The organism is Streptomyces sp. NPDC048479, assembly GCF_040651435.1.
GTDB lineage: Bacteria > Actinomycetota > Actinomycetes > Streptomycetales > Streptomycetaceae > Streptomyces.
Genome location: NZ_JBEZKA010000003.1, coordinates 389,936 through 411,250 on the forward strand (window position 1 = coordinate 389,936; position 21,315 = coordinate 411,250).

The 21,315-nt window shown below is 67.5% G+C and carries 16 protein-coding genes, 1 tRNA gene and 1 pseudogene; 8 read left to right on the forward strand and 10 right to left on the reverse strand.

All coding sequences use genetic code 11. The features are described from left to right. Positions 1-134: 134 nt before the first annotated feature. Positions 135-4,148 carry a hypothetical protein gene (locus AB0D12_RS07190; RefSeq protein WP_362677909.1) on the reverse strand — a complete coding sequence of 1,338 codons (4,014 nt, stop codon included), beginning with the start codon at positions 4,146-4,148 and terminating at the stop codon, positions 135-137. Between the two features lie 912 nt (positions 4,149-5,060). Between AB0D12_RS07190 and AB0D12_RS07195 the strand changes: the two genes are divergently transcribed. Together AB0D12_RS07195 and AB0D12_RS07200 are read left to right on the forward strand one after the other, a co-directional pair. Then, the gene (locus tag AB0D12_RS07195) at positions 5,061-5,669 is read left to right on the forward strand and encodes a DJ-1/PfpI family protein (protein ID WP_362677911.1); all 609 of its coding nucleotides are present in this window, start codon (positions 5,061-5,063) and stop codon (positions 5,667-5,669) included. 507 nt (positions 5,670-6,176) lie between these two features. Continuing rightward, entirely contained in the window at positions 6,177-7,016 is an 840-nt protein-coding gene (locus AB0D12_RS07200) for an enoyl-CoA hydratase/isomerase family protein (protein ID WP_362677913.1), read from the forward strand. 300 nt (positions 7,017-7,316) lie between these two features. Here the strand turns inward: AB0D12_RS07200 and AB0D12_RS07205 are convergent, their stop codons facing one another. Beyond that, positions 7,317-7,580 carry a hypothetical protein gene (locus AB0D12_RS07205; RefSeq protein WP_362677915.1) on the reverse strand — a complete coding sequence of 88 codons (264 nt, stop codon included), beginning with the start codon at positions 7,578-7,580 and terminating at the stop codon, positions 7,317-7,319. Between the two features lie 327 nt (positions 7,581-7,907). Between AB0D12_RS07205 and AB0D12_RS07210 the strand changes: the two genes are divergently transcribed. The 3 genes from AB0D12_RS07210 (at position 7,908) to AB0D12_RS07220 (ending at position 10,681) form a co-directional block, all read left to right on the forward strand. After that, on the forward strand, positions 7,908-8,093 hold the full coding sequence (locus AB0D12_RS07210) for a hypothetical protein (RefSeq protein ID WP_362677917.1): 186 nt from the start codon (positions 7,908-7,910) through the stop codon (positions 8,091-8,093). 833 nt (positions 8,094-8,926) lie between these two features. After that, complete coding sequence (locus tag AB0D12_RS07215) at positions 8,927-9,484, forward strand: hypothetical protein (RefSeq protein WP_362677919.1); 558 nt, start codon at positions 8,927-8,929, stop codon at positions 9,482-9,484. A 72-nt stretch (positions 9,485-9,556) separates the two neighbouring features. After that, on the forward strand, positions 9,557-10,681 hold the full coding sequence (locus tag AB0D12_RS07220) for a hypothetical protein (RefSeq protein ID WP_362677921.1): 1,125 nt from the start codon (positions 9,557-9,559) through the stop codon (positions 10,679-10,681). 674 nt (positions 10,682-11,355) lie between these two features. Here the strand turns inward: AB0D12_RS07220 and AB0D12_RS07225 are convergent. The 4 genes from AB0D12_RS07225 to mptB all read right to left on the reverse strand — a co-directional run bounded on the left by AB0D12_RS07225 (position 11,356) and on the right by mptB (position 15,221). After that, positions 11,356-11,429: transfer RNA gene (locus AB0D12_RS07225), tRNA-Pro, on the reverse strand. 146 nt (positions 11,430-11,575) lie between these two features. Then, positions 11,576-12,502, reverse strand: a complete 927-nt coding sequence (locus tag AB0D12_RS07230) for a metallophosphoesterase (RefSeq protein WP_362677923.1) — start codon at positions 12,500-12,502, stop codon at positions 11,576-11,578. After that, a complete protein-coding gene (locus AB0D12_RS07235) occupies positions 12,397-13,803 on the reverse strand; it encodes a glycosyltransferase 87 family protein (RefSeq protein ID WP_362677925.1) in 1,407 nt (468 codons plus the stop codon). Before AB0D12_RS07235 ends, AB0D12_RS07230 begins: the two co-directional genes overlap by 106 nt. Continuing rightward, the gene (gene mptB, locus AB0D12_RS07240; protein WP_362678024.1) at positions 13,800-15,221 is read right to left on the reverse strand and encodes a polyprenol phosphomannose-dependent alpha 1,6 mannosyltransferase MptB; all 1,422 of its coding nucleotides are present in this window, start codon (positions 15,219-15,221) and stop codon (positions 13,800-13,802) included. Before mptB ends, AB0D12_RS07235 begins: the two co-directional genes overlap by 4 nt. Positions 15,222-15,650: 429 nt before the next feature. Between mptB and AB0D12_RS07245 the strand changes: the two genes are divergently transcribed. After that, positions 15,651-16,133 carry a replication initiator gene (locus AB0D12_RS07245; RefSeq protein ID WP_362677927.1) on the forward strand — a complete coding sequence of 161 codons (483 nt, stop codon included), beginning with the start codon at positions 15,651-15,653 and terminating at the stop codon, positions 16,131-16,133. A 73-nt stretch (positions 16,134-16,206) separates the two neighbouring features. On the opposite strand, the gene AB0D12_RS07250 is transcribed toward AB0D12_RS07245, so the two are convergent. The 3 genes and pseudogenes from AB0D12_RS07250 to AB0D12_RS07260 all read right to left on the reverse strand — a co-directional run bounded on the left by AB0D12_RS07250 (position 16,207) and on the right by AB0D12_RS07260 (position 17,708). Continuing rightward, positions 16,207-16,731: a hypothetical protein gene (locus AB0D12_RS07250; RefSeq protein ID WP_362678026.1), complete on the reverse strand. Its 525-nt coding sequence runs from the start codon at positions 16,729-16,731 to the stop codon at positions 16,207-16,209. Positions 16,732-16,881: 150 nt separating this feature from the next. After that, positions 16,882-16,986 (reverse strand): annotated as a pseudogene (locus tag AB0D12_RS07255) (hypothetical protein); the annotation flags it as partial. Continuing rightward, positions 16,983-17,708 carry a recombinase family protein gene (locus tag AB0D12_RS07260; protein WP_362677929.1) on the reverse strand — a complete coding sequence of 242 codons (726 nt, stop codon included), beginning with the start codon at positions 17,706-17,708 and terminating at the stop codon, positions 16,983-16,985. The pseudogene AB0D12_RS07255 and the gene AB0D12_RS07260, both read right to left, overlap by 4 nt. Positions 17,709-17,730: 22 nt before the next feature. Between AB0D12_RS07260 and AB0D12_RS07265 the strand changes: the two genes are divergently transcribed. Continuing rightward, complete coding sequence (locus AB0D12_RS07265) at positions 17,731-18,195, forward strand: GatB/YqeY domain-containing protein (RefSeq protein WP_362677931.1); 465 nt, start codon at positions 17,731-17,733, stop codon at positions 18,193-18,195. 136 nt (positions 18,196-18,331) lie between these two features. Here the strand turns inward: AB0D12_RS07265 and AB0D12_RS07270 are convergent, their stop codons facing one another. Then, positions 18,332-20,566: a transglycosylase domain-containing protein gene (locus tag AB0D12_RS07270; RefSeq protein ID WP_362677933.1), complete on the reverse strand. Its 2,235-nt coding sequence runs from the start codon at positions 20,564-20,566 to the stop codon at positions 18,332-18,334. A gap of 394 nt (positions 20,567-20,960) precedes the next feature. Here AB0D12_RS07270 and AB0D12_RS07275 point away from each other — a divergent pair, with 394 nt between their 5' ends. Beyond that, positions 20,961-21,305, forward strand: a complete 345-nt coding sequence (locus AB0D12_RS07275; RefSeq protein ID WP_177149633.1) for a WhiB family transcriptional regulator — start codon at positions 20,961-20,963, stop codon at positions 21,303-21,305. Positions 21,306-21,315: the final 10 nt, after the last annotated feature.

The window sequence follows — 21,315 nt, forward strand, 5'->3', positions numbered from 1 at the left end:
AACGAGGCGTTGTGATCGGGATCACGCAATGAGTCCACAAGGGATGGAAACGGAGGACCAAGGCCGCTGATGAGCGGACCGGCGTATCCCGCCTGACGCCCGGGGAGCATGTCGCTGGTCGAGCCTCGGCCCCGCTACTGGTCGCACGGAGGCTCGTACGAGAGACGGGGCAGATACTCGTGCCATTTCGCCGGCGTCAGAACGCCCCGAGTGGTCGAGCAAATGTGACGAATGGCCTCGTCGACGTCGAGGTTCCACAGCCGGACGGTATCGGCGCCGCTCGATACTCCGAGCATGTGGCTTTTGGGACTGAACGACAAGAAATTGCCCGTCTTGGCGTTGGGGCTCATCGATTGACCAATGGGAGCGGCCTTGGATGGATCTGCCACGTTCCAGAGCCGGACCGTGTTGTCGTTGCCGCCGCTCGCCATGGTGCGGCCGTCCTGGCTGAACGTCAGCGACACGACCGCTTCGGTGTGACCTGTGAGGGGGGAGCTCAGCCGGGTCGCCTTGAGGGGGTCGCTGATGTTCCAGAGCCGGACCGTGCCGTCGTCGCTGCCGCTGGCCAATGTATGGCCGTCGGGGCTGTACGAGAGCGCGTTGATGGGTCCGAGGTGCCCGGTGAGAGGTGCCCCGAGCTGGGCGGCACGACGTGGGTCGGCCACGTTCCACAGCCGGATGGTGTCGTCCGCGCTGCCGCTGGCGAGAGTGCGGCCGTCCGGGCTGAGGACGAGAGAATTGACGTAGCCCTTGTGGCCGGTGAGCGGCTTGCCGAGCGGAAGAAGGTGGGACGGGTCGCTGATGTTCCACAACTGAATGGTGCGGTCCTCATGGGCGGTTGCCAGCGTGCGCCCGTCCGGGCTGAATGCCAGCGCGCCGGGGCCCGCGAACCGTGTCCGCAATTCGACGGGCGGCCCGTAGGAGACAGGCCGAGTCGGGTCGGTGACGTTCCACAGCTGCACTGCGCGGCTTCCCGTCAGCACCGCGAGTGTGTGGCCGTCGGGGGAGAACGTCAGTGAACGCAGGTCACCCTTCCCGGGCATGAACGGTTTGCCCAGCGACGCGGGCCGTTCGGGAGTCGCCACGTTCCACAGCCGAACCCTTCCGTCGCGCGCGGCCGTGGCCAGCACCTGCCCATCCGGGCGGAACGCTCCGATGCGGCCGATCATGTCCGACGTCGGTATCGACCACAGGCGGACCTTGCTGTCACCGCTCCCGGTGGCGAGCGTTCGGCCGTCGGGGCTGAAGCCCACGGCGTACATCTCGCCACTGCTCCCTGCGAGAGGCTCGCCGACCTGCGACGGATATGCCGGATCGCTGACGTTCCACAGGCTCGCCGTACTGTCTGCGCTGCCGGCGGCGAGCATGGTTCCGTAGGGGCTGAAGGCGACTGACCATACGGGACCGGTGTGGCCGGTGAGGGGCGCGCCGAGCGGCGTCGCGTGACGTGGATCGGCCACGTTCCAGAGCCGGATGGTGTCGTCCGCGCTGCCGCTGGCGAGGGTTTGGCCATCGGGGCTGAAGGCCACGGAGTGCACCGTGTCCGTGTGGCCGGTCAGCACTGTGTCGATCCGCGTCGGACGACGTGGATCGGCCATGTCCCACAGCCTGATCGTGTCATCGTCGCCACCGGCTGCCAGCGTCCGTCCGTCAGGGCTGAACGCCATGGAGCGCACGGCGGCGGTGTGGCCGGTCAACGCACCGAGCGCCTTCGGTCGGCGCGGGTCGCTCATGTCCCACAGGCGAACGGTGTGATCTTCATTGGCGGAGGCCAGAGTGTGTCCGTCCGGGCTGAAGGCGAGCAGGTAGACCGTGCCGCCATTGCGGGTCAAGGGCGCGCCGAGCGGGCGCGGGTGGTCGGGATCCTGCACGTTCCACAGCCGGACCGTGCCGTCGTCCGAAGCACTGGCGAGGGTGCGGCCGTCGGGGCTGAAGACCGCGCTGCTCACCCAACTCGTGTGGCCGGTGAGGGGCTTGCCCAGCTGTTTGGGCCGAGTCGGATCCGACACGTCCCACAGTCGAACGGTCCGGTCGTAGTTGGCGGTGGCCAGGAACCGCCCGTTCGGACTGAACGAGGTGAGGTACACGGCGCCGGCGTGGCCGAGAAGCGGTGTGGCCAGCGGCGCGTTCACGATCGAGATCAGCCGATTGTTCGCGCCCTCGTCGTCCGGCCGCAAGCGGTGAGCCACCAGGTCGAGTTGAGCGGACAACGACGGATCCGTGTACTGGACGCGATCGGCTTCGGCGACCACCTGCTCGAACACCGCATCGTTCCGCTGCTGCCACGCGACCACCGCCGAACCGACGGCCAGCATCGCCAGGACGACCAGAGCCGACACCGCGCCACGGCCGATCCAGACGGTGCGCTTGCGCAGCCTGACCGAAGCAGCCAGGAATTCCACCGCGATCCGCGTCAGGAAGGTGTCACCGGCGGATTTCGCCCAGTTGTGGGCCTGCTCCAGACGGGAACCCCGGTAGAGCAGTGACGTATCGCGGTTCGACCCTTCCCAGGCCCTGCCGTCCTCTTCCAGCCGTTGGCGCAGCAGATTGCCGGTCCTGTCCTCGTCGATCCAGTCACGCAGGCGTGGCCAGGCGTGGAGCAGCGCTTCATGGGTGATCTCCACGGTCTCCGCGTCGAGTGTCACCAATCGGGCGCTCACCAGTGCTTCGAGGGATTCCTCCGTCTTGTTGGGGTCCGTTGACTCCGCCGCCAGTTGGCGGCGCGTCCCCCGCCTACGGGTGGCCTGCGTGTCTTCGCCCAGCCGGACCAGCCTGAGGAGGAGCAGTCTCGCGGCAGTGCGTGCTGCCGGGTCGAGGCCGGACCAGGCCCGCTCGGCGGTCGCCGCCACCGCTCCCTGGATTCCGCCCGCCGCGCGGTAGCCGGCCAGCGTCAGCCTTCCCGCCTTTCGTCGCTGCCAGGTGGCGAGCAGGGCGTGGGAGAGGAGCGGCAGAACCCCCGCGTTGCGCGCCCCCCGGGGGCCGTCAGCGCTCAATTCCCGGACGATCAGTTCCGCCAGCCCCGGTTCGAGTTCCAGGCCCACGGCCTTGGCCGGGCCGGTCACCGCTTCGCGCAGCTCCGTGGTGGTCAGCGGCCCGAGCACCATGTGCCGGTGTTGCAGCGCGTCGGCCAGTTCGGGATACCCGAGGCATTGCTCGTAGAAGTCGGCGCGTATGCCGAGGACTACGAGCACGGGGGCTGGGTCACCGGAGCCGGGGGGCGAGCACGCAGCGTGGAGGAGCTGGATGAAAGTGCGCCTGCGCGCCTCGTCGGAGCAGAGGGTGAACGCCTCCTCGAACTGATCCACGATGATGACCGGACGGGCGGCGGAGGATGCCTCGCGGTGCGCCCATGCCGTGACGGCCTTCCTCACCACGTGCGCGAATTGCGGAGTACCGGGCTCCTTCGCCGCCGGTTCCTCCGCGGCAGAGACGACGTGCGCGAGCTCAGGGATCCGGCAGGTCAGCTCCGCGAGAGGATCGCCTCCTGGCGCGAGCTGCAGAACCCCCCTTGCCTGGCTGTTCTCGTCCCCCAGCGCGCCGTTCTGCAATGCGGGCACCAAGCCGGCGTTCAGCAGGGAGGATTTTCCCGCACCTGAGGCGCCCACGAGCATGACCAGGCCACCCGTCTTCTCCGCTGCGAGGAGCTGAGCAATGAGGGCGTCCGTGCTCCGCTCGCGGCCGAAGAACCACCGGGCGTCTTGCTGACGGTACGAAGCCAGCCCCCGGTATGGGCACACACCGGGGACGGTCGGGGTTTCGACCGGGGGTTGTTCCTCCGCTTCCGCGGATGCAGCGGCCCGGTCGCTGACCGGGTCGGCGACCGCGCGCTCCCATAGGCGCTGCCACTGGGCCAGGTCGTACAGGCCCGTGGACACCGGCGCGGGCCGCGAGCGCCGCGCTTCGGGGATCAGGATGTGCAGCACCACTGCGAGGGCGGCGAACTGGGCAGGCACGTTCTTGGCCCGTCGCCAGTCGCTGATCCGCTGAGCGGACACCCGCACTGGCCGCCCTTGTTCGTCGACCCGCTGAAGCCGGACGACCCCCTCGGCCACGCGCTTGAGGGGAGGGTTGCCGGCCTCCTTGTACAGCAGCGCGAGACGTTCCGCGAAGGCTGTGCGTGCCCCTGAGTCGGAACTCAAGGTCTCCACCCCTTACTTCCCCCGTACCTGGGCATCCGGACCGGAAAACTCACCTTATATGGCTGACCTGCGGTTAAGCCGTTGGCCCGGTGCCGGAACCTCCTCGGCGGGAGCCACAGCTGACAGGATCACGACGCAGTAGCGCATCACCGGGCGTCGCCCGGATATGCCACCAGCTCAGCGCTCGGAGAGACAACTCATGACGCCACATGTTCTCGGTCATCTTCCGTCGGAGTTACGAGACGGTGGCGACGGTCTCGTCGCATGCGTGTGAGAGATCCGTGGAGCCAGTCCCATCCGGACTGCTATCGCGTCGACCACGGGTCCGGCCTTTCCTCGATCCGCGCCGTACCGGCGCGGATCGACGCCGCCCGTATGGTTCGGCACCGGTCCCCACGAGGGGAGGGACTGGTGCCGTACGACGCGGCGGGTGGAGGCGGAGGCTGTGCAGGCCGGTATGCGATGCCCGACGGCAGCGATCGCACGCCGCTTACAAGCAGCCAACGGCAGTCGATCAACGCGGTGGGCCGCGAATGCTTGGGTTGGTCCACAGAGGGCGTCGGCAGTTGACGACGCAGAAGAGGTCGTCCTCTCACGGGAGCGCGGCCTCTTCGGCGTTTGCCGGGGCCGTCGATGTGACGCTGCCCCGGCATGGACGGCAAGGGCGTGTTCGCCCGCCCCGGCTCATCTCGATCCTCCACTCCGGCGGTGGTGGCGGTACGTGGGCAGCACGCAGGGCTCGGTCCTCCTCCTGTTCCAGCCCCGGCGCCGCCATCTCGGCCATCAACGGGTTCAGGCGTGACTTCGGCAACTGCGGCACTGACAGATGAGCCACCGATTGCCAATTGGCCCGCGACCTGGGTACAGCGCCCTGAGAGACTCACCTCCAGTGCCGTGCTTTGAGGGCCTTGAGGAGATGCCATGCAGGTAGCCGTGGTCACCTTTGACGGATTCAACGAGCTCGACAGCTTCATCGCCTCCGCGCTGATCAACCGGTGCCGAAAGGACGGCTTGGAGGCCTTCATCACGACACCGACGCCGGTGGTCACGTCCATGAACGGCGTCGAGGTAACCGGACAGCGCCCGATGGAGTTCGTGACCGAAGCCGACGTCGTGCTGATCGGTAGCGGGGTGAAGGCACGAGACGTAGTCGCCGACGACCGGCTGATCTCCAGGCTGCCGCTCGACCCTTCGCGACAGCTGATCGGTGCGCAGTGCTCCGGCGCGCTGGTGCTCGCCCGGCTCGGGTTGCTGGATGACATGCCCGCCTGCACGGACATGAAGAGCCGGCCCTTTGTCGAAGCCCGCAACGTCACCGTGCTGGACGCGCCGTTCCACGCCGAGGGGAACATCGCTACGGCGGGCGGCTGCCTGGCGTCGCAGTATCTCGCCACGTGGGTGATCACCCGAATGCTCGGGGAGGACGCCGCGCGCGACGTCATCGGCTACGTGGCTCCGGTCGGCGAAAACCAGGAGACTGTCGAGCGCGCCATGCACGCCGTCCACGCGGGCGAGGTTGTACTGCGCTGACGCCCCGCGAATCAGCCCTCTGGGCTGCCGCTTCGTCGTCCAAGACTGAAACCACAGCAAAGTTACGGTCCTCAGGACGCGGATGACCGCGTCTGTCTCCGTGATCGCGAAGACTGTCACGCAGGAGAGCCCCACGGGTGCGCCCCCATGGCTCACTGCGTCTGGCCTTGTTCTTACTGGCCATCTCGCCTGTCGGGCACGCATCGGGCACGGCCGGTGGGCACTGCTTGAGGAGTTCGATCAGTCTGCCCTGACGTCCGGTCGGGCACGTGCTCGATTCCAGGTAGGTCCGGACCACTCAGGGAGCCCACTGGCGGGGGACGGCATAGCATGGCAAATCGGGGCCGAAAGGGTCACTGCCATGCCCCGAGCGATCTGGCGCGGCGCCATCAGCTTCGGCCTGGTCACCATCCCCGTTCCAGGTCGTCGCAGCCGCCGGTTCCCGCGACATCACCCTGCACCGCGTCCACGAGAAGGACGGGGCTGAGCGATGACAGGAAGACCGAGATGACCGCCTCGTACGAAACCATCAAGACCGGGCTGGACGGCAACGTCCTGTCCGCCACGTTCAACGCGCCGCCGATGAACCTCATCGGTCCCGAGGTCGTGCGGGACCTGGTCGCACTGCTCGAGGAACTGTCACACCCGACCGCCCCACGCGTGGTGATCTTCGACAGTGCGGACGCCGACTTCTTCTTCCCGCACGTCGACATGACGAAAGTCCCCGAGTACACCGCTGAGGCCGCGAAGGCCGGAGGCCCCGGCGATGCCTCCCTGGGAATGCTGTTTCGCAAGCTGAGCCAGCTCCCGGCTGTCACCATCGCCAAGCTGCGCGGTCGTGCCCGGGGAGCGGGCAGTGAGTTCCTCCTTGCCTGCGACATGCGCTTCGCCTCCCGGGAGAACGCCATCCTGGGCCAGCCCGAAGTGGGAATCGGAGCGCCCCCCGGCGCGGGCGCGATCCAGCACCTCACCCGTCTGCTGGGCCGGGGCCGTGCACTCGAAGCCGTGCTGACGTCGTCGGACTTCGACGCCGACCTCGCCGAACGCTATGGATGGGTCAATCGTGCGGTCCCTGACGCCGAACTGGACGAGTTCGTAGCAGGCATCGCCGCGCGCATGAGCGGCTTCCCCCGCGATGCGCTGATCGCAGCCAAGTCGGCAATCAACGCCATCAGCCTGCCGGCTCCTGCCGAAGTACGCGCAGACGCCGCGCTGTTCCAGCAACTCGTCCGAGGCGAGGGAGTACAGCAGCGCACGGCTGAGCTGTTCAAGCAGGGCTTCCAGACCCGTGGTGCCACCGAACTCGGCCTCGGAGACGCCCTGGGCGACTTGAAGGCCGTCGACTGACGAAGAACTGCCGTGAGATCGGTGGAGTGGGTTTGGTCGGTGGCCGCTGGTACCCGAAGAACGCACCGCAGGAGGCATGTCCCATTCCGTTGCTCGCCGAGCCATGGCCTGGCGTTCCCGCGCGGGGGAGGGGCGCCGGCGCGCGTGCCGACGCCTGCTGGCTCCCCATCGCGCAGGGGCTCGCTCCTCCCACATCACGGCGGGAGATGCGCGCGTCGCTCATGTCAGGACTGACAGTGGAGGGCGAACCGATCGCGACACTGCGGCGCGCACTGACTCGACGCCATGTCCAAGGGCGTACTAGAGCACGATGATCACGACACCTCCTTGGTTGGAGAAGAAGCGGTGGTGGTCGAAGCGGTGATCGAAGCGGTGATCGATGCGGTGATCGGAGCAGTTTCCGCCCCAGTCGTCGCCGTCGCCGCACCAGTTGGTGGTCACATGAGTGTGCACGGCAGGGGCTGCTGCTGAGGCCGTGCCTGCTGCGCCGATCGCAGCGCCGCTGGCCATCAGGATGCTGGCCGCGGACACCGCGGCGAGACGCCTCGCGCGATGTGCTCGCATGATGGATGCACCTTTTCCTCCATTGACTCGCGCAACTCTCAGCGGCACGAGATGGGTAGCCGCAGCTGAAGGGGAGGAGCGGTGTGGTCGCAGGCGTCGCCTCGCACAGACGAGGCGCACGCCTTGCAGCCAAGATTCCCGCTGTACGAGAACCGGCACCGGGGCGTTTCCCCAGGTTGCGGCTCTCCTTTCAGTACGTTGACGGCCCCCTTTTGGATTGCGGGTCGGCGGGAAGTCAGCGAAGGGGCTCGCACCCACGTGCTGCGCCGTACGGCCAAGACGCGTATGGAAGGGGTCCGTATTCCGCCGAAGCGGATGGATGAGCGCATGGGACACACCGACGGTTCGGTGCAGGCGCGCTACTCGCACATCACTCGGCAGATGCGCGAGGACCTGATGGCCAACCTCACCGCGGAGTGGGAAGCGGCGCTCGATGCGCGGCTTGCGATGTGCACCACGTCTCCGGTAGCCGTGCTCAACGACCCCTTGCATCGGCTGAGAGCGCGTCGGTAGATGTCGTCAGGGAGCGGAATTCCGAGATCTTCTCCCAGATTTCTCCCAAGAGGCCCCGGAAACCGCTCAGGGGCCGACCCGCTCTGCGGATCAGGCCCCTGACCTGGTGTTTTAGCTGTCGGGGTGGCGGGATTTGAACCCACGACCTCTTCGTCCCGAACTAGGTTCGAACAGTTCGCTGAACTGCATCTTCTGTTTCCAGTGCAGGTCAGGGCGTTGGTGTCCGTTGGTGTCGCGAGCTATCGAATGGCACTTATTTCATGATCCACTCCCCCCCTCACTCCCAGCGGCAAATGCCCGAGATGAGAAACAGACGGATTCGGGGAGGCTCGTCCCGGCCGTTCAGCGGCACAGCCCGACGTCGGCGCCGACCAGGTTCATCGACGCCGGTGGTCGTGGACGTGATGGGCAAGCGCTGCGGTAGATCCGCAGATGCTGGCTCCGCGTGGCGGTTCGGTGCGTCGCCGAGCGGATCGCCGGGCAGGACGATGGGCTCCGGCCCGTTCTCCGGGGCCCCACGCCAGGCGGGCTCGTGGGCGATGTACCCGCATCACCGCTGGTGTTGGAGGACCAATGGAAGGTTCTTGGCCAACTGGCTTGCTGCTGCCTGCCTTCGAGCGTGGTGCAAATAGTCTCAATGCCCGAATGGCATCGCAGGAGGCAGTACTTCCATGCAGCTTCGTGCGATTTGCTCAGGGAGTAGTGCCCTGGCCATATTCGGCCCTGTCGACCTCAGGCGATCCTCAAATGAAGATCGTGGTGAGCGTGTCCATGGTTTCCTCTCGGTGTTGCTCAGCCGCACGAGGCTGACGCATCAAACGGGAGGAAAGACAATGACTTTCGCTATACGTAAGGCCGCCCTCGCGAGTGCTCTGGTGATCGGGTCCGGTCTGCTGATGACCCCTTCGGCCGCTGCGAGTAGCAAGCCGGGGCCCCAGAGTTGCCCCCCGGATGTCTGGTACAAGGTCGTACGAGTCAGCACCGGCTACGAGGGCATCGGTGCGACGGCCGGCAAAAGGAACGGTGCATCCACCACGTCCAGACTTACCTATGCCCTGAGCACGACGAAGTCGAAGTCGACCTCCTGGAGCTCCGAGCTGGGTGGCAGTGCCTCGTGGGGGATCTCGACAGTAGAGGCCAAGGTCGGCCGGGACATCACCAAGTCGACCGAGTCGGGCAAGACAGTGACCAACTGGATGGATGTGCCGGGCGGGAAGTACGGGTACACCACTCCGAAGATCGAGCGCACGACGTACGTCATCGAAAAGTGGCAGGACACTGCCCAGTGTGGTGCCAGGTTCCTCGGCAACATGGGAACGCTGGGTGGCATCACGGCCTATCCGTTCTTCTCGGAGTGCATCGCTAGCAGCGCCTGTACACCGAAGCCTTGACCTGACTTATCAGGGGGCGGCTGTCACGGCCGCCCCCGCACGTCCCGCACCCAAGACCAGGGGGAACCAACCGTGGCCGTACAGATCCGATCCGTCAGCCAGGCTTGTTTCCAGCGGCGTTGGCTGGTGGCTGCCGCAGCCCTGGGCCTGATAGGGACCGCCGGATGCGCACAGGGCGATGCCGCCGACAAGACGCCCCGGGGCATCGTCGTCAATCTAGGTGGACGCATCGCAGTTCTTGAGGACATCAACGCCAAGGCGAAGATCGTCGCGGAGCGCCCGGAAGGAACAGAGCGCCTCGATGTGTACCAGCTGACCGAGTCCCGCCAGTTGGCATCCGGGCAGATCCTGGGAATCCAGGACGGCAGTGTCGTGGCCATCGACGCTCATACGCCGCAGAAGGCGGTCGTGCTCGCCCCCGCGACCAGTTGGTTCCCTGCATCGAGGGAAAACGCGGTCTGGGCGGTCACTGAAGAACCTGCTGCCACCGGCTGTGCGGGAGACAAGCTCCCCGAGTCGGTACGTGCCCGCTTCACCATGACCGAACACGCGGTTTCCGGACGCCCCTCGCGCCGGACCTTGGCCCTGCCGTGCGGTCTGCAGCCCATCGCCGAAACCTCGAAGGGAATTCTCGCGCATCAGACCACCGGGGACGTCCCCGCTTCCGGCAACGCCAAGACGGCACAGACCCGTATCGTCCTGCTCAACAAGAACGCCACGGCCATTGACCAGGTACTCGAAGAGAGCGCGACGATCCTCAGCGCCGCCGGCCCGCGGGTGGTGTGGAAGCAGGACGACTGCAACGCCGCCACGTGCGTCAAGGCCTACGACACGGGGACCAAGGCAGCACCGAAGGTTCCCACCTGTGCGAAGGGCTACCCCGTCGGCCGGGGTGTCCTCGACCAGAGCGGACGCTGGTACGCCAGCGCCATTCACGCCGACGATGGGACTCACCTGGCTGTCCTCGACCTCGCACAGAACAAGTGCACGGACCTCGGCGACAACCAGAGCCTCAGCGACAACAACGACCTGAACGCCGATGTAGCCGCTACCTGGACCAAATTCAGCCTCCTCGTGCTGGACGCCCGCTCCGGATCCCTTACCTCCATCAACGCGCCATCCGGCAAGCAGGAAGCCCGTGACCAAGACCTCGACATCACCCAAGGCGCCCAGGTATGGGGAGCGCTGACCGAATAGGCGTCGTGTTCTCGAGTGACTGGCAGCGGAGGGGGGTGGGCTCGACCACTCCCCGCTCACTCCCAACGCTCGCCACCGCCCCGACGGGCGCAAGCGTCGGGTGGGGCCGGAAGGAGACGGAAGCCGAGATGGGAGCGGCCGAGCGTGCCTGTGTACTCTCCGTGAGCATCGAGGAGCGAGCCGGCCTTCCCGCACCGCAACCCCGCCGCAGAATACGCGGAAAATAGGGACTCCGGTGTTGATCTGCGGTGATGTCGCGCAGGGCAGGGTGCCACAAAAATACCGAAAATCACTGGAGCGCGTGTCCACGGATCGGTTCGAGAAGAGCCTGCGGGTGGTGGTGAACTCGGGATCTTCCGTCCCGCCAGCACCTGACCACGACCGGTACGTGAGGTACACCGATGGCCTCCCGGCTGACCGAGCCCGTCCTGCTCGGTCTCGCTGTCCTCGCCGTCCGCGGCCGGGTCAAACGGTAGCCAACGGCGAGGATGGATGGCGCAGCGCCTGGGGGTGTCCGGCGGATCCTGCTTGGGAGCCGTGCCTGGCCTCGAAGGCTGGCCGTAGGCTCTCTTTTTCCCTGATCCACTCCCCAGTCACTCCCGAGAGCCTTCATAACGCCAGTCAGGGCCGGTATCCCGTGAAGGGATTCCGGCCCTGAAGTGGTGTTTTAGCTGTCGGGGTGGCGGGATTTGAACCCACGACCTCTTCGTCCCGAACGAAGCGCGCTGCCAAGCTGCGCTACACCCCGATGTCGCCAGTGTCCCGGCGACATCGATTACTTTAGCCCACCCGCGCCTGGAGGCGAAATCCGGTTTTCGCGCTCTCGTCGACGCCCATGCCGACGCCCCGCGGACGTCGCCGACTATGCCCCCACCAGCGACGCTGCCCGCCCCCTCAGTCCCGCGCCGTCAGCGTCAGCAGCGTCGCCTCCGGTGGACACGCGAACCGCACCGGCGTGTAGCGGTTGGTGCCGCAGCCCGCCGAGACATGCAGGTACGAGACCTTTCCTTCGGCCCGGTGCGTGGAGAGGCCCTTCACCCGGTCCGTGTCGAGGTCGCAGTTGGTGACCAGCGCCCCGTAGAAGGGGATGCACAGCTGCCCGCCGTGCGTGTGGCCCGCCAGGATCAGGGGGTAGCCGTCGGCCGTGAAAGCGTCGAGCGTGCGCAGATACGGGGCGTGGACCACGGCCAGCGACAGATCGGCGCCCGTCTCCGGGCCGCCCGCGACCTCCTCGTAGCGGTCCCGCTTGATGTGCGGGTCGTCGAGGCCGGTGAAAGCCAGCTCGTAGCCGTCCAGCTTCAGTCGGCCGCGGGTGTTGCTCAGGCCCACCCAGCCCGCCGCGTCGAACGCGTCGCGCAGGTCCTCCCACGGGTTGTGGACCGCGCCGACGGCCGGTGCGTTGCCGTTCAGGCCGTGGCGGCCCTGGGCCTTCTCCAAGAGGTAGCGGGCGGGGTTACGGAGCTTGGGGCCGTAGTAGTCGTTGGAGCCGAAGACGTAGACGCCCGGGAACTCCATCAGCGGGCCGAGCGCGTCCACGACCTCAGGCACGCCGTCCGGGTCGGAGAGGTTGTCGCCGGTATTGACGATGAAGTCCGGGCGCAGGCCCGCGAGGGACTGCAGCCAGGCGCGCTTCTTGCGCTGGCCGCTCACCATGTGGATGTCGGAGAGCTGAAGTACTCGCAGCGGCCGCATTCCCTGCGGCAGCACCGGCACCGTCAGCCGTCGGAGCCGGAAGGAGCGGGCCTCGAAGCCGGCGGCGTAGGCGAGGCCGGCCGCGCCGACTGCCGTGATTCCAAGGGGTACTCCGAAGCGTGCGCGCATGCGCCCATCGTCGCAGACCTCTCGAGGGGAAGGGATTGGCGGGCGGCCGCTTCCGTCGCGACTTCCCGTACGGGGAGAGCGAGCAACAGGCCGAGCGAGATCCAGACGTACGTGTTGCTGCCCAGGAAGCCGTCGACACCCGTTGCGTCCCAGCTCCACAGCCATACGACGCTGCTGCACAGCACGACGTAGATCGCGACGGCCCAAGTCAGCAGCCGGCGTCGCCTCGGGTCGCCCGGCTCCGCGCGGAGTCCGGCGTCGATCAGTACGGCGAGGGCCGGAAGAAGCCAGACCAGGTGGTGCACCCAGGTGACCGGGCTGATGAGGCAGGCGATGAGACCGGTCAGCGCGAAGCCCGACTGCTCGTCGCCGGCCGCGGCAGCCCGGCGCGCCCGCCCTGCCCAGACGCACAGGAGCACAATCACGCCGAGCGCCCACACCGCACGGCTGGGGGCGGCCGGTTCCGAGAGCCGCGCCAGGACTCCCTGCCAGGACTGGTTGGAGACATAGGCCAGCGAACCGACCCGGCCCGTGTCCCACATGGCCTCGGTCCAGTACACGCGCGACGCGGCGGGCGCCGCCCACACGGCGAGCAGTGTGGCGCCGCTCGCGACAGCTGCCGCGGTGCCGGCGGCCCGCCAGCGCCGGGTGACCAGCAGATAGCCGATGAAGACGGCCGGAGTGAGCTTGATCGCGGCGGCGAGGCCGATCCCGACGCCCGCCAGCCTGCCGAGGCCCGTGAATCGACCCCCTTCGCCGCGGCCCGTGCCGCCTTCGCCGTGGCCCGCGAGTCCGCCAAGGCCCGTGAATCGCTCTCGGGCCACCGACAGCAGCCAGGCATCCGAGAGCACCAGCGCAAGCAGCAGCAGATTGACCTGCCCAAAGCTGAACGTGTCGCGGACCGGTTCCAGCAGCGCGAACAGACAGCCCGCGACAGCGAAGGCGAACCAGCGGCTCCAGCCCTGCCGGCGGACGACGGCCCCGGCCGACCAGTACAGGATGGCGGCCGCCGCGGCGACATTGAGCAGCACGCTGATCGCCACCGCGCTCGGCCAGTCGACCAGCGTCATCGGCAGCATGCACACCGCTGCGAACGGCGGATAGGTGAAGCCGTAGTGCGTCCCCGGTACCAGATAGTCGTAGATCCGCCCGCCATGTCGCCAGCTGTCGACGGCTCCGTAGTAGACGCCGAGATCGAACCAGTCCCGGTGCAGCGGGACCGTCGCGAGGAAGAGTCCGACGGCGGCCGCCAGCCCCACCACCAGCAGCAGCCGTCCGCGTGTGCCCGTCGGCCACGTCATGCCGTACTCCCCACAGGCCCGGTCCCGGCGGCGGTACGTCCCGTGATCCGGTACGCACACAACATCGTCAGCATCGCCAGCACCCCGCCGCCGGCCGCCAGCGCAAGCTGCGCCCTGTCCGGCGCGAATCCACTGGGCAGTACGGCCAGGGCCAGTACCGCGCTGGCAATGGCGACCGCCCGGCGCATCGGCCGGTCGGGCCCGGCGGCGGCTATCAGGAACAGCCCCCACAACACGTACCAGGGCCGGATCGCGGGTCCGAGTACGGCCACCGCCGTCAGGCTCAGCCCGAGTGCGTAGACCGGGCGCGGCAGATGGCGCCGCCAGGCGATCAGTACGGCGGTGGCGGTGGCGGCGAGTCCCAGCAAGTGCCAGGCGGGCACGGCGAATTGAGCCAGTCCGCTGCCGGCGTTCTCCAGCAGGGCGCTGGTCATCCGGCCCAGTGACGAGGTGAGCGACCAGTTCTGCGGCGATACCGGGGTGTCCAGGGCGGCAATCCACCCGTAGCCCGTGCCGGCCAGCGCAGTCGCCGCCGCTGTGGTGGCCGCTGCCACGCCGAGCACCGCAAGCGCCGCCTTCAGCCGCCGCGCCCGGCCGCCGAGATGCCGGCCCCAGAGCAGGACCACGGCCAGCAGCCCCAGCGCGGCGGGCGCCTTCACCAGGGCCGCGAGGGTGACCAGTACGGCGGCCAGTACCGGCCGGCGGCCCAACGCGGCGACCAGACCGGCGCCCAGCAGGCCGAGCATGATCGCGTCGTTGTGGGCTCCGCCGACGAGATGCAGCAGCACCAGCGGGTTGAGCGCCCCGAGCCAGAACGCGGCGGCCGGCTCCGCCCCGCAGTGCCGGGCCAGCGCGGGCAGGCAGACGACCATCGCGGCGACCCCGAGCAGCGCGACCAGCCGCATGCCGAACACGCCGGTGGACACCTCCGTACGGGAGAAGTCGGCTATCCCCTTGGCGCAGGCGAGAAAGACCGGGCCGTACGGGGTCGGGGTGTGCTGCCACAGCGGTGCCACCTCGTCGGTCAGCGGTCCGCCGAGCCGGGAGGGGCCGTATGCGTACACATCGATCCGGGCGTCGACCATCGCGCCCTGGGCGAGATAGCTGTACACGTCCCGGCTGAACAGCGGTGGCGCCACGATCAGCGGTGCCGCCCACAGCCCGAGCGTGAGCAGCAGTGTGCGGCGGCCCGGTGGTTCAGGACCGCGTATCGAGCGCCCCAGCAGAACCCAGGCCGCGACCAGCAGTACGAGCCCGAAGTACGCAGCGGCCAGGCCGACTGCCGCCCGGCCGGACCCCGGCGCGAGAGCCTCCCGTACGGGCAGCGCTCCGGCGGTCGCGCCACCCGCGGCAAGGGCCGCCGAGCCCACCAGCCCCAGCAGTTGGCAGCGGCGGGTGTCGACGACGGGGACACGGATGGCCAGCACGTGGGCAGACTGTCAACGGGCGATGGCCGGGAAGCGACGCCGGCATCGCCGTCGAGCGGCCGCCATGTGTCGGCCGCATTACGGATGCCGGGTCAGGCGTCCCGCTGCCACGACATGCGCGGGCGTGCACATGGCCACACCTGACACCCTGGACGGCATGACCACAGTCAAGGCTTCTTCGTAGCCTTTTCGGGCGGGAGGCTGTTGTGCAGGTGCTTTGGTCGGAGTTGCTGCCTCTGGTTGGCGTCCCGCGGCGCGGCCTAGGTGTATTGACCTGGAGCGTTGTTCACGCGGCTGATGGGTGGCTGACCTTCGAGTGCGGTGTGGCTCAGGAGGCCGCCGCGGGGTGCGGTACCGGGCTTCCGAGCCCGGAGGGCTCCAGCTCAACCACGACGAGCCTTCGGCGACGGTGACGGGCTCATGGATGATGCGGTCGCCGCGTACGTGGCCAAGTACGTCACTAAGGGAGCGGCCGACACTGCCGCCGGCACCGACTACCGGCTGACCTCCGTCGGCGACATAGACACCGCGGTGGTCTCCCCGCACGTGCAATCCCTCATGTGTGCCTGCTGGCGTCTCGGCGGCCTCGTGGAGTTCGCACCGCTGCGGTTCAGGGCCTGGGCTCACACCCTCGGCTACCGCGGCCACATCCTCACGAAGTCCCGCGCCTACTCCACCACTTACGCCGCCTTGCGCGCTGAGCGAGCCGACCACGAACGGACCGTTGCCGGGATCGGTCTGCCCGACAACGCGGTCGCCATCGCCGATGCTCACTGGCACTACATCGGCTCCGGACACACCCCCGGAGCGGCCCTCATCGCCGCCGGGATCGCCGAAGACCTGGCCCGAAACCGCGAGATCGCATCCGCAGAGCTGAAGCGTCTTGGGGAGGTGCGGAACTGAGCGCGCACGACGTGACAGAGAAGCGGAAGCGGGCTCGCCGACGCGGGCCCCTCGTCTGTTCCCTCACCGACCGTCAGAGCGGGTTCGGGTCCATCTCCACACGTCCGAAGTCGAAGTACCGCCCCTTCGTGCTCGGCTCGGCGATGATCACCGCGTTGAAGAGGAACCGCAGCACGGCGTTCATGCGGTCGTACTCCTTGGCCTTGACCAGTTCCCCCCACCCCTCCGCGGCGTTCGGACCGACCAGCCCACGAAGAACCTCGGCCGTCGGCCGGACGACCAGCTTGCGCTCGATCTTTGCGATGCGCTCCTCGACGGTCTTCTTCATGGTGCGGTATTCGTGGGTCTTCAGCTCGCGGCTGTCCCACATGTCTTTGAGCTCCGTCAGCTCCGCCCGGTCGGCGTCGATCGCTGCCCGATCCCCCGGTGAAAGAACGGCGGCGTCCTCCTGCCCGGTGACGTCAAGGCGCTCCAGAAGCTTGATCGCCGCGTCGGTCACGAACTGCTCCAGCGGTGCGCCGCTGGCCGTCCGGTAGCAGCGCAGCGAGTCGGAACGGGCAGCGCGATTGCACATGTACTTGCCGCCGCTTCCACCCATGCGATTCCCGCAGCCCTTGCAGACGACCAGCCCGCGGAGGATGTACGGATGCTTGGGGGCGTACTTGCCCGCGTTCGCCGCGGTCCGGTAGGTCCGGCGCTCCTGGGCCTCGTCCCATGTGCCGCGAGGGATGATCGCCGGCCATTCGCCCTGGCCCAGCTCCTGCCCTCGGAATACGCGGATACCTGCTACGTGATGGCTGTCGACGATGGCCCGGACGTTGAAGCTGTTCCACCCTCTGCCCAGGGCGGTCAGCTCCCCCGCTGATTGAGGTCCACCGCGATGGCTGTGGTCGACTCCCCGTCGAGGTACCGCGAGAAAATCTCGCGCACGGTCTCGGCCTCCGCGGGAATGATGGCCATGCCGCTCTTGTCGTAGCCGTACCGCCGTTTCCCGGTGTGCGGCTTGCCGTCCTGGGCGCGGTCGATCAGTGCGTCTTTGAGCCGTCGGGAGGTGTCGTCGCTGGACCTGCAAGCGTGCGCTACCTCTATGCGCAGAAGGAACCTGTCGTCGAGGTCGGCAAGATCCCGTTGGTTCGCCTGCCCGTGCAGGCTGATGCTGTGGCCGTCCGCGATCTGAAGAAGCTCCTCAAGATCGCGCGCTTGCCTCATCAGCCGGTCCGGGTGGTAGGTCAGGATGTGCCGGACGCCACCGGACCGTGCGGCATCGAGCAGGGCATCCCATCCCTTCCGCTTCCGGTTGCGCTGCCACGCCGATCGGTTGTTGTCCACGAAGACCATGTGCTGATCCACCGTCACACCGAGACGCTGCGCGATGTCCCGGCAGATACGCTCTTGTCGGTCGACACCGGTTTGATCGTCGTCGTTGACGTGCGAAATCCGGCAGTAGATCGCCGCCGGTTCCCCTGTCCAGTCGGTACGACTGCGCTTGTCCCGCTGCGACCCGGCTATCCGGGCCAGCCTGCGGAGCCGTTCCGAGTCATTGTTGACCTGCGAATCCTCGTTGACCGGGTCCATGAGAAAAGGCTATGAAGAAGTCATGACAACGCTCAAGTCCAAGCTGAAGGAAGACCTCACCGAGGCGATCAGGGCGCGCGACGAACTGCGCTCCTCCACGCTCCGGCTGACCCTCGCCGCGATCACCAAGGAGGAGGTCGCGGGCAAGACGGCGCGCGAGCTCTCCGACGACGAGGTGCAGAAGGTGATCGCCAAGGAGGCGAAGAAGCGCCGTGAGGCCGCCGAGGCCTTTGCCCAGGGCGGACGGCCCGAGTCGGCCGAGCGGGAGCAGGCGGAGGGTGTGCTGCTGGACGCGTACCTGCCGAAGCAGCTGAGCGACGACGAGCTGCGAACGATCGTCGCGCAGGCCGTCGAGGAGGCGAAGGCCGCAGGTGCCGAGGGGCCGCGTGCCATGGGCGCCGTCATGAAGATCGTGAACCCGAAGGTGGCGGGTCGCGCCGAGGGTGGTCGGGTGGCCGCGGCGGTGAAGCAGCTCCTCGCGGGCTGAGCGCGCTTGCGCACGTATTGATCGCGTACCTGATCGCGTACGTGATCGCGCAATTGGTCCGAGTGCGTGGTCGCGTACATACGCGAAAGAGGGCCCCGGTCGCATTTCGACCAGGGCCCCTCTTCACATCCACCGGCTACGGCCGGCCGCCGCTCAGGCCGCCGTTCGCCTGGCCGCGATCGTTCCCGCCGATCACACCTGGCGGGAGCGAGATCCCGGGCCACGGCTGCTGCCCGCCGTTGCCCTGGCCGCGGTTGTCACCGGGCTTGCCGCCGCCCGGCTTGCCCTTGCCCTTGTCCTTGTCTTCCTTCGGCGGGTCCGGGATCGGCACGGTGACGAACGGCGGAGCGGCCTGCCCGTCCAGCGCCCCGGTCATCGCGTCCCGCCAGATCGGTCCGGGCACCTGACCGCCGAAGACCTTCTGCTGCCACACGCCGCCGATGGTGATGTTCTCCATCTTCACCTGCTGCGTGGGGCTGCCGACCCAGACCGCGCCGGAGAGGTTCGGGGTGTAGCCGACGAACCAGGCGTTCCTCCGCGCGTCCGTGGTTCCGGTCTTGCCCGCGTTGTCGCGGCTCTGCAGACCGGCCTGCTGACCCGTACCGGAGTCGATCACTCCGCGCAGCAGCGTGTTTATCGTGTCGGCCGTCCGCTCGGACATGATCTTGTCGCAGGTGCTCTTCGGTACCTGCAGGCTCTTGCCGTCGGCCGTCGCGATGGACTCGATGGCGGTCGGGGTGCAGTACGTGCCGCGGTTGGCGAACGTCGCGTACGCGGTGGCCATGGTCAGCGGCGACAAGCCCTTGGATCCCAGGGAGATCGCGGGCACCTCGGGCAGCTTTTCGCCGTTGCCCTGCACGACGCCCATCTTGCTCGTCATCTCCATGACCGGGCACATGCCGATGTCGGCGATCATCTGCACGAAGTACGTGTTGACCGACTTCGCCATCGCCTCCTTGAGCGCGTACGGGCCGACCTCGGACTTGTTCTCGTTCGGCACTTGGTCGTTCCCCGTGTTGACCCACGGCTTTCCGCTGCAGGTCTGCACCGCCGGATACGGCATCTTGTACGGCGCCGGGTAGACCTGTGTCGGCGGCTTGCCCTGCTCTATGGCGGCCGCGGCCACGAAGGGCTTGAACGTCGAACCCGTCGGGAAGCCGTAGTTCGAGCCGCCCAGCTGCTTGTTGACCGAGTAGTTGATCTGGGTCTCGGTTTTGCCGAAGCCGTACGGCCGGGACTGGCCCATGGCCATGATCTTGCCGCTGCCCGGCTGGACCATCGTCACCGCGGTGGCGACGCTGTCCGTCTGGTAGACGTGGCTCTTGATCGACTCCTGTGCCGACTTCTGTGCCTGCGGGTCGAGCGTCGTCTTGATCGTCAGGCCGCCCCGGTTCCAGAGCTTGGCCCGGTCCGTCTTGTTCTTCCCGAAGACCGGGTCGGAGAGGAACACCTCGCGTACGTAGTCGCAGAAGAAGCCCGCGCCGTTGACGGCCGTGATGCAGCCGTTCTTCGGCTTGCTGATCTTCAGGGTGACCGGGGTGGCTTTCGCCCGGTCCGCCTCCGCCTGCGAGATGTCGCGGACCTGGGCCATGCGCTGCAGCACGGTGTTGCGACGCTTGGTCGCCTCCTGTGTGTCATTGACCGGGTCGTAGCGGCTCGGCGACTGGACGACGCCGGCGAGCATCGCCGCCTCCTCCAACTTCAGGTTCTTGGCCGACTTGGAGAAGTAGCGCTGGGACGCCGCCTCGATGCCGTAAGCCTGCTCGCCGAAGAAGGTGATGTTGAGGTAGTTCTCGAGGATCTTCTTCTTCCCGAGCTCTTCCTCGACCTGGATCGCGTACTTGAGTTCCTGGATCTTCCGGCCGAGCGTCTGCTGGGTGGCCTGGGCGACCTTGTCGGCGTTGTCGCCGGCCTCCTCGACGAAGACGTTCTTCACATACTGCTGAGTGAGGGTGGACGCGCCCTGGGAGACCCCGCCCGACTGGGCGTTGCGGTTGAGCGCGCGCAGTACACCCTTGAGGTCGACCGCCCCGTGCTCGTAGAAGCGCGAGTCCTCGATCGCGACGATCGCCTTCTGTATGTACGGCGAGATGTCCTTGAGCGGGACGACCGTGCGGTCACGCGAGTAGACCGTGGCGATCTGGCCGCCCTTGGAGTCGAGGATGGTGGTGCGCTGACTCAGCGGCGGAGTCTTGAGATTGGCGGGGATCTCGTCGAATCCCTGGACCGTTCCCTTGGCCGCGAGTCCCAGCGCACCGGCTGCGGGCAGGGCGATGCCTGCCAGCACCGCTCCGGAGAGGACGCTGACACCGAGGAACTTGGCGGCCTGCTGGGTCCCGGTCAGACCTCCGCCCGGGCGGTTCTTTGGCATGGGGGCAGCCTACGTTCTCATTCGCCGGACACGCGTATATGCCTTGGCCTAAGCTACTCACAACTGTCACAGCAGTGCGGTTTCGTATCAAGGCCTCCCCGAACTTCGGCTGTATCCATATGAGGCGGGCCCCTGTCCGAATCCGCCTCATGCGTCATCCGAAGTCCGTTGTGACTCAACTGAACTGTCCCGGTTTGCCGGAATGGTCACGTATGCCCTTGGCTCACTCCCCTGGGTGATCTGCCGCGTACGCATAGTCCGTTCGGGCCATTCAAGATTGGGCCCGAAGGGGGTGTTGCGCTGTGCCCACCTTCCGTAACGTCCTCAACTGGTAGCGGTGAATATGCCGCTGCCGCCGTGGGGGAGCCTCGATTCGGGAGAGGACGGCGCCGGCATGGGCTGGGTAACCGACTGGAGTGCGCAGGCAGCCTGCCGCACTACCGATCCGGATGAACTGTTCGTACAAGGGGCAGCGCAGAACAGGGCCAAGGCGGTGTGCACCGGATGCCCGGTGCGGACCGAGTGCCTTGCCGACGCGCTCGACAACCGCGTCGAGTTCGGCGTGTGGGGGGGAATGACCGAGCGGGAGCGTCGCGCACTGTTGCGCAGGCGTCCCACGGTCACTTCCTGGCGCAGACTGCTCGAGACCGCGCGTACGGAATACGAGCGCAGCGCGGGCATCCTGCCCGTGGGCCTCGATGACGACGAGACATACGAGACATATGCGGCGGTGGGGTAGCCACCCGCTG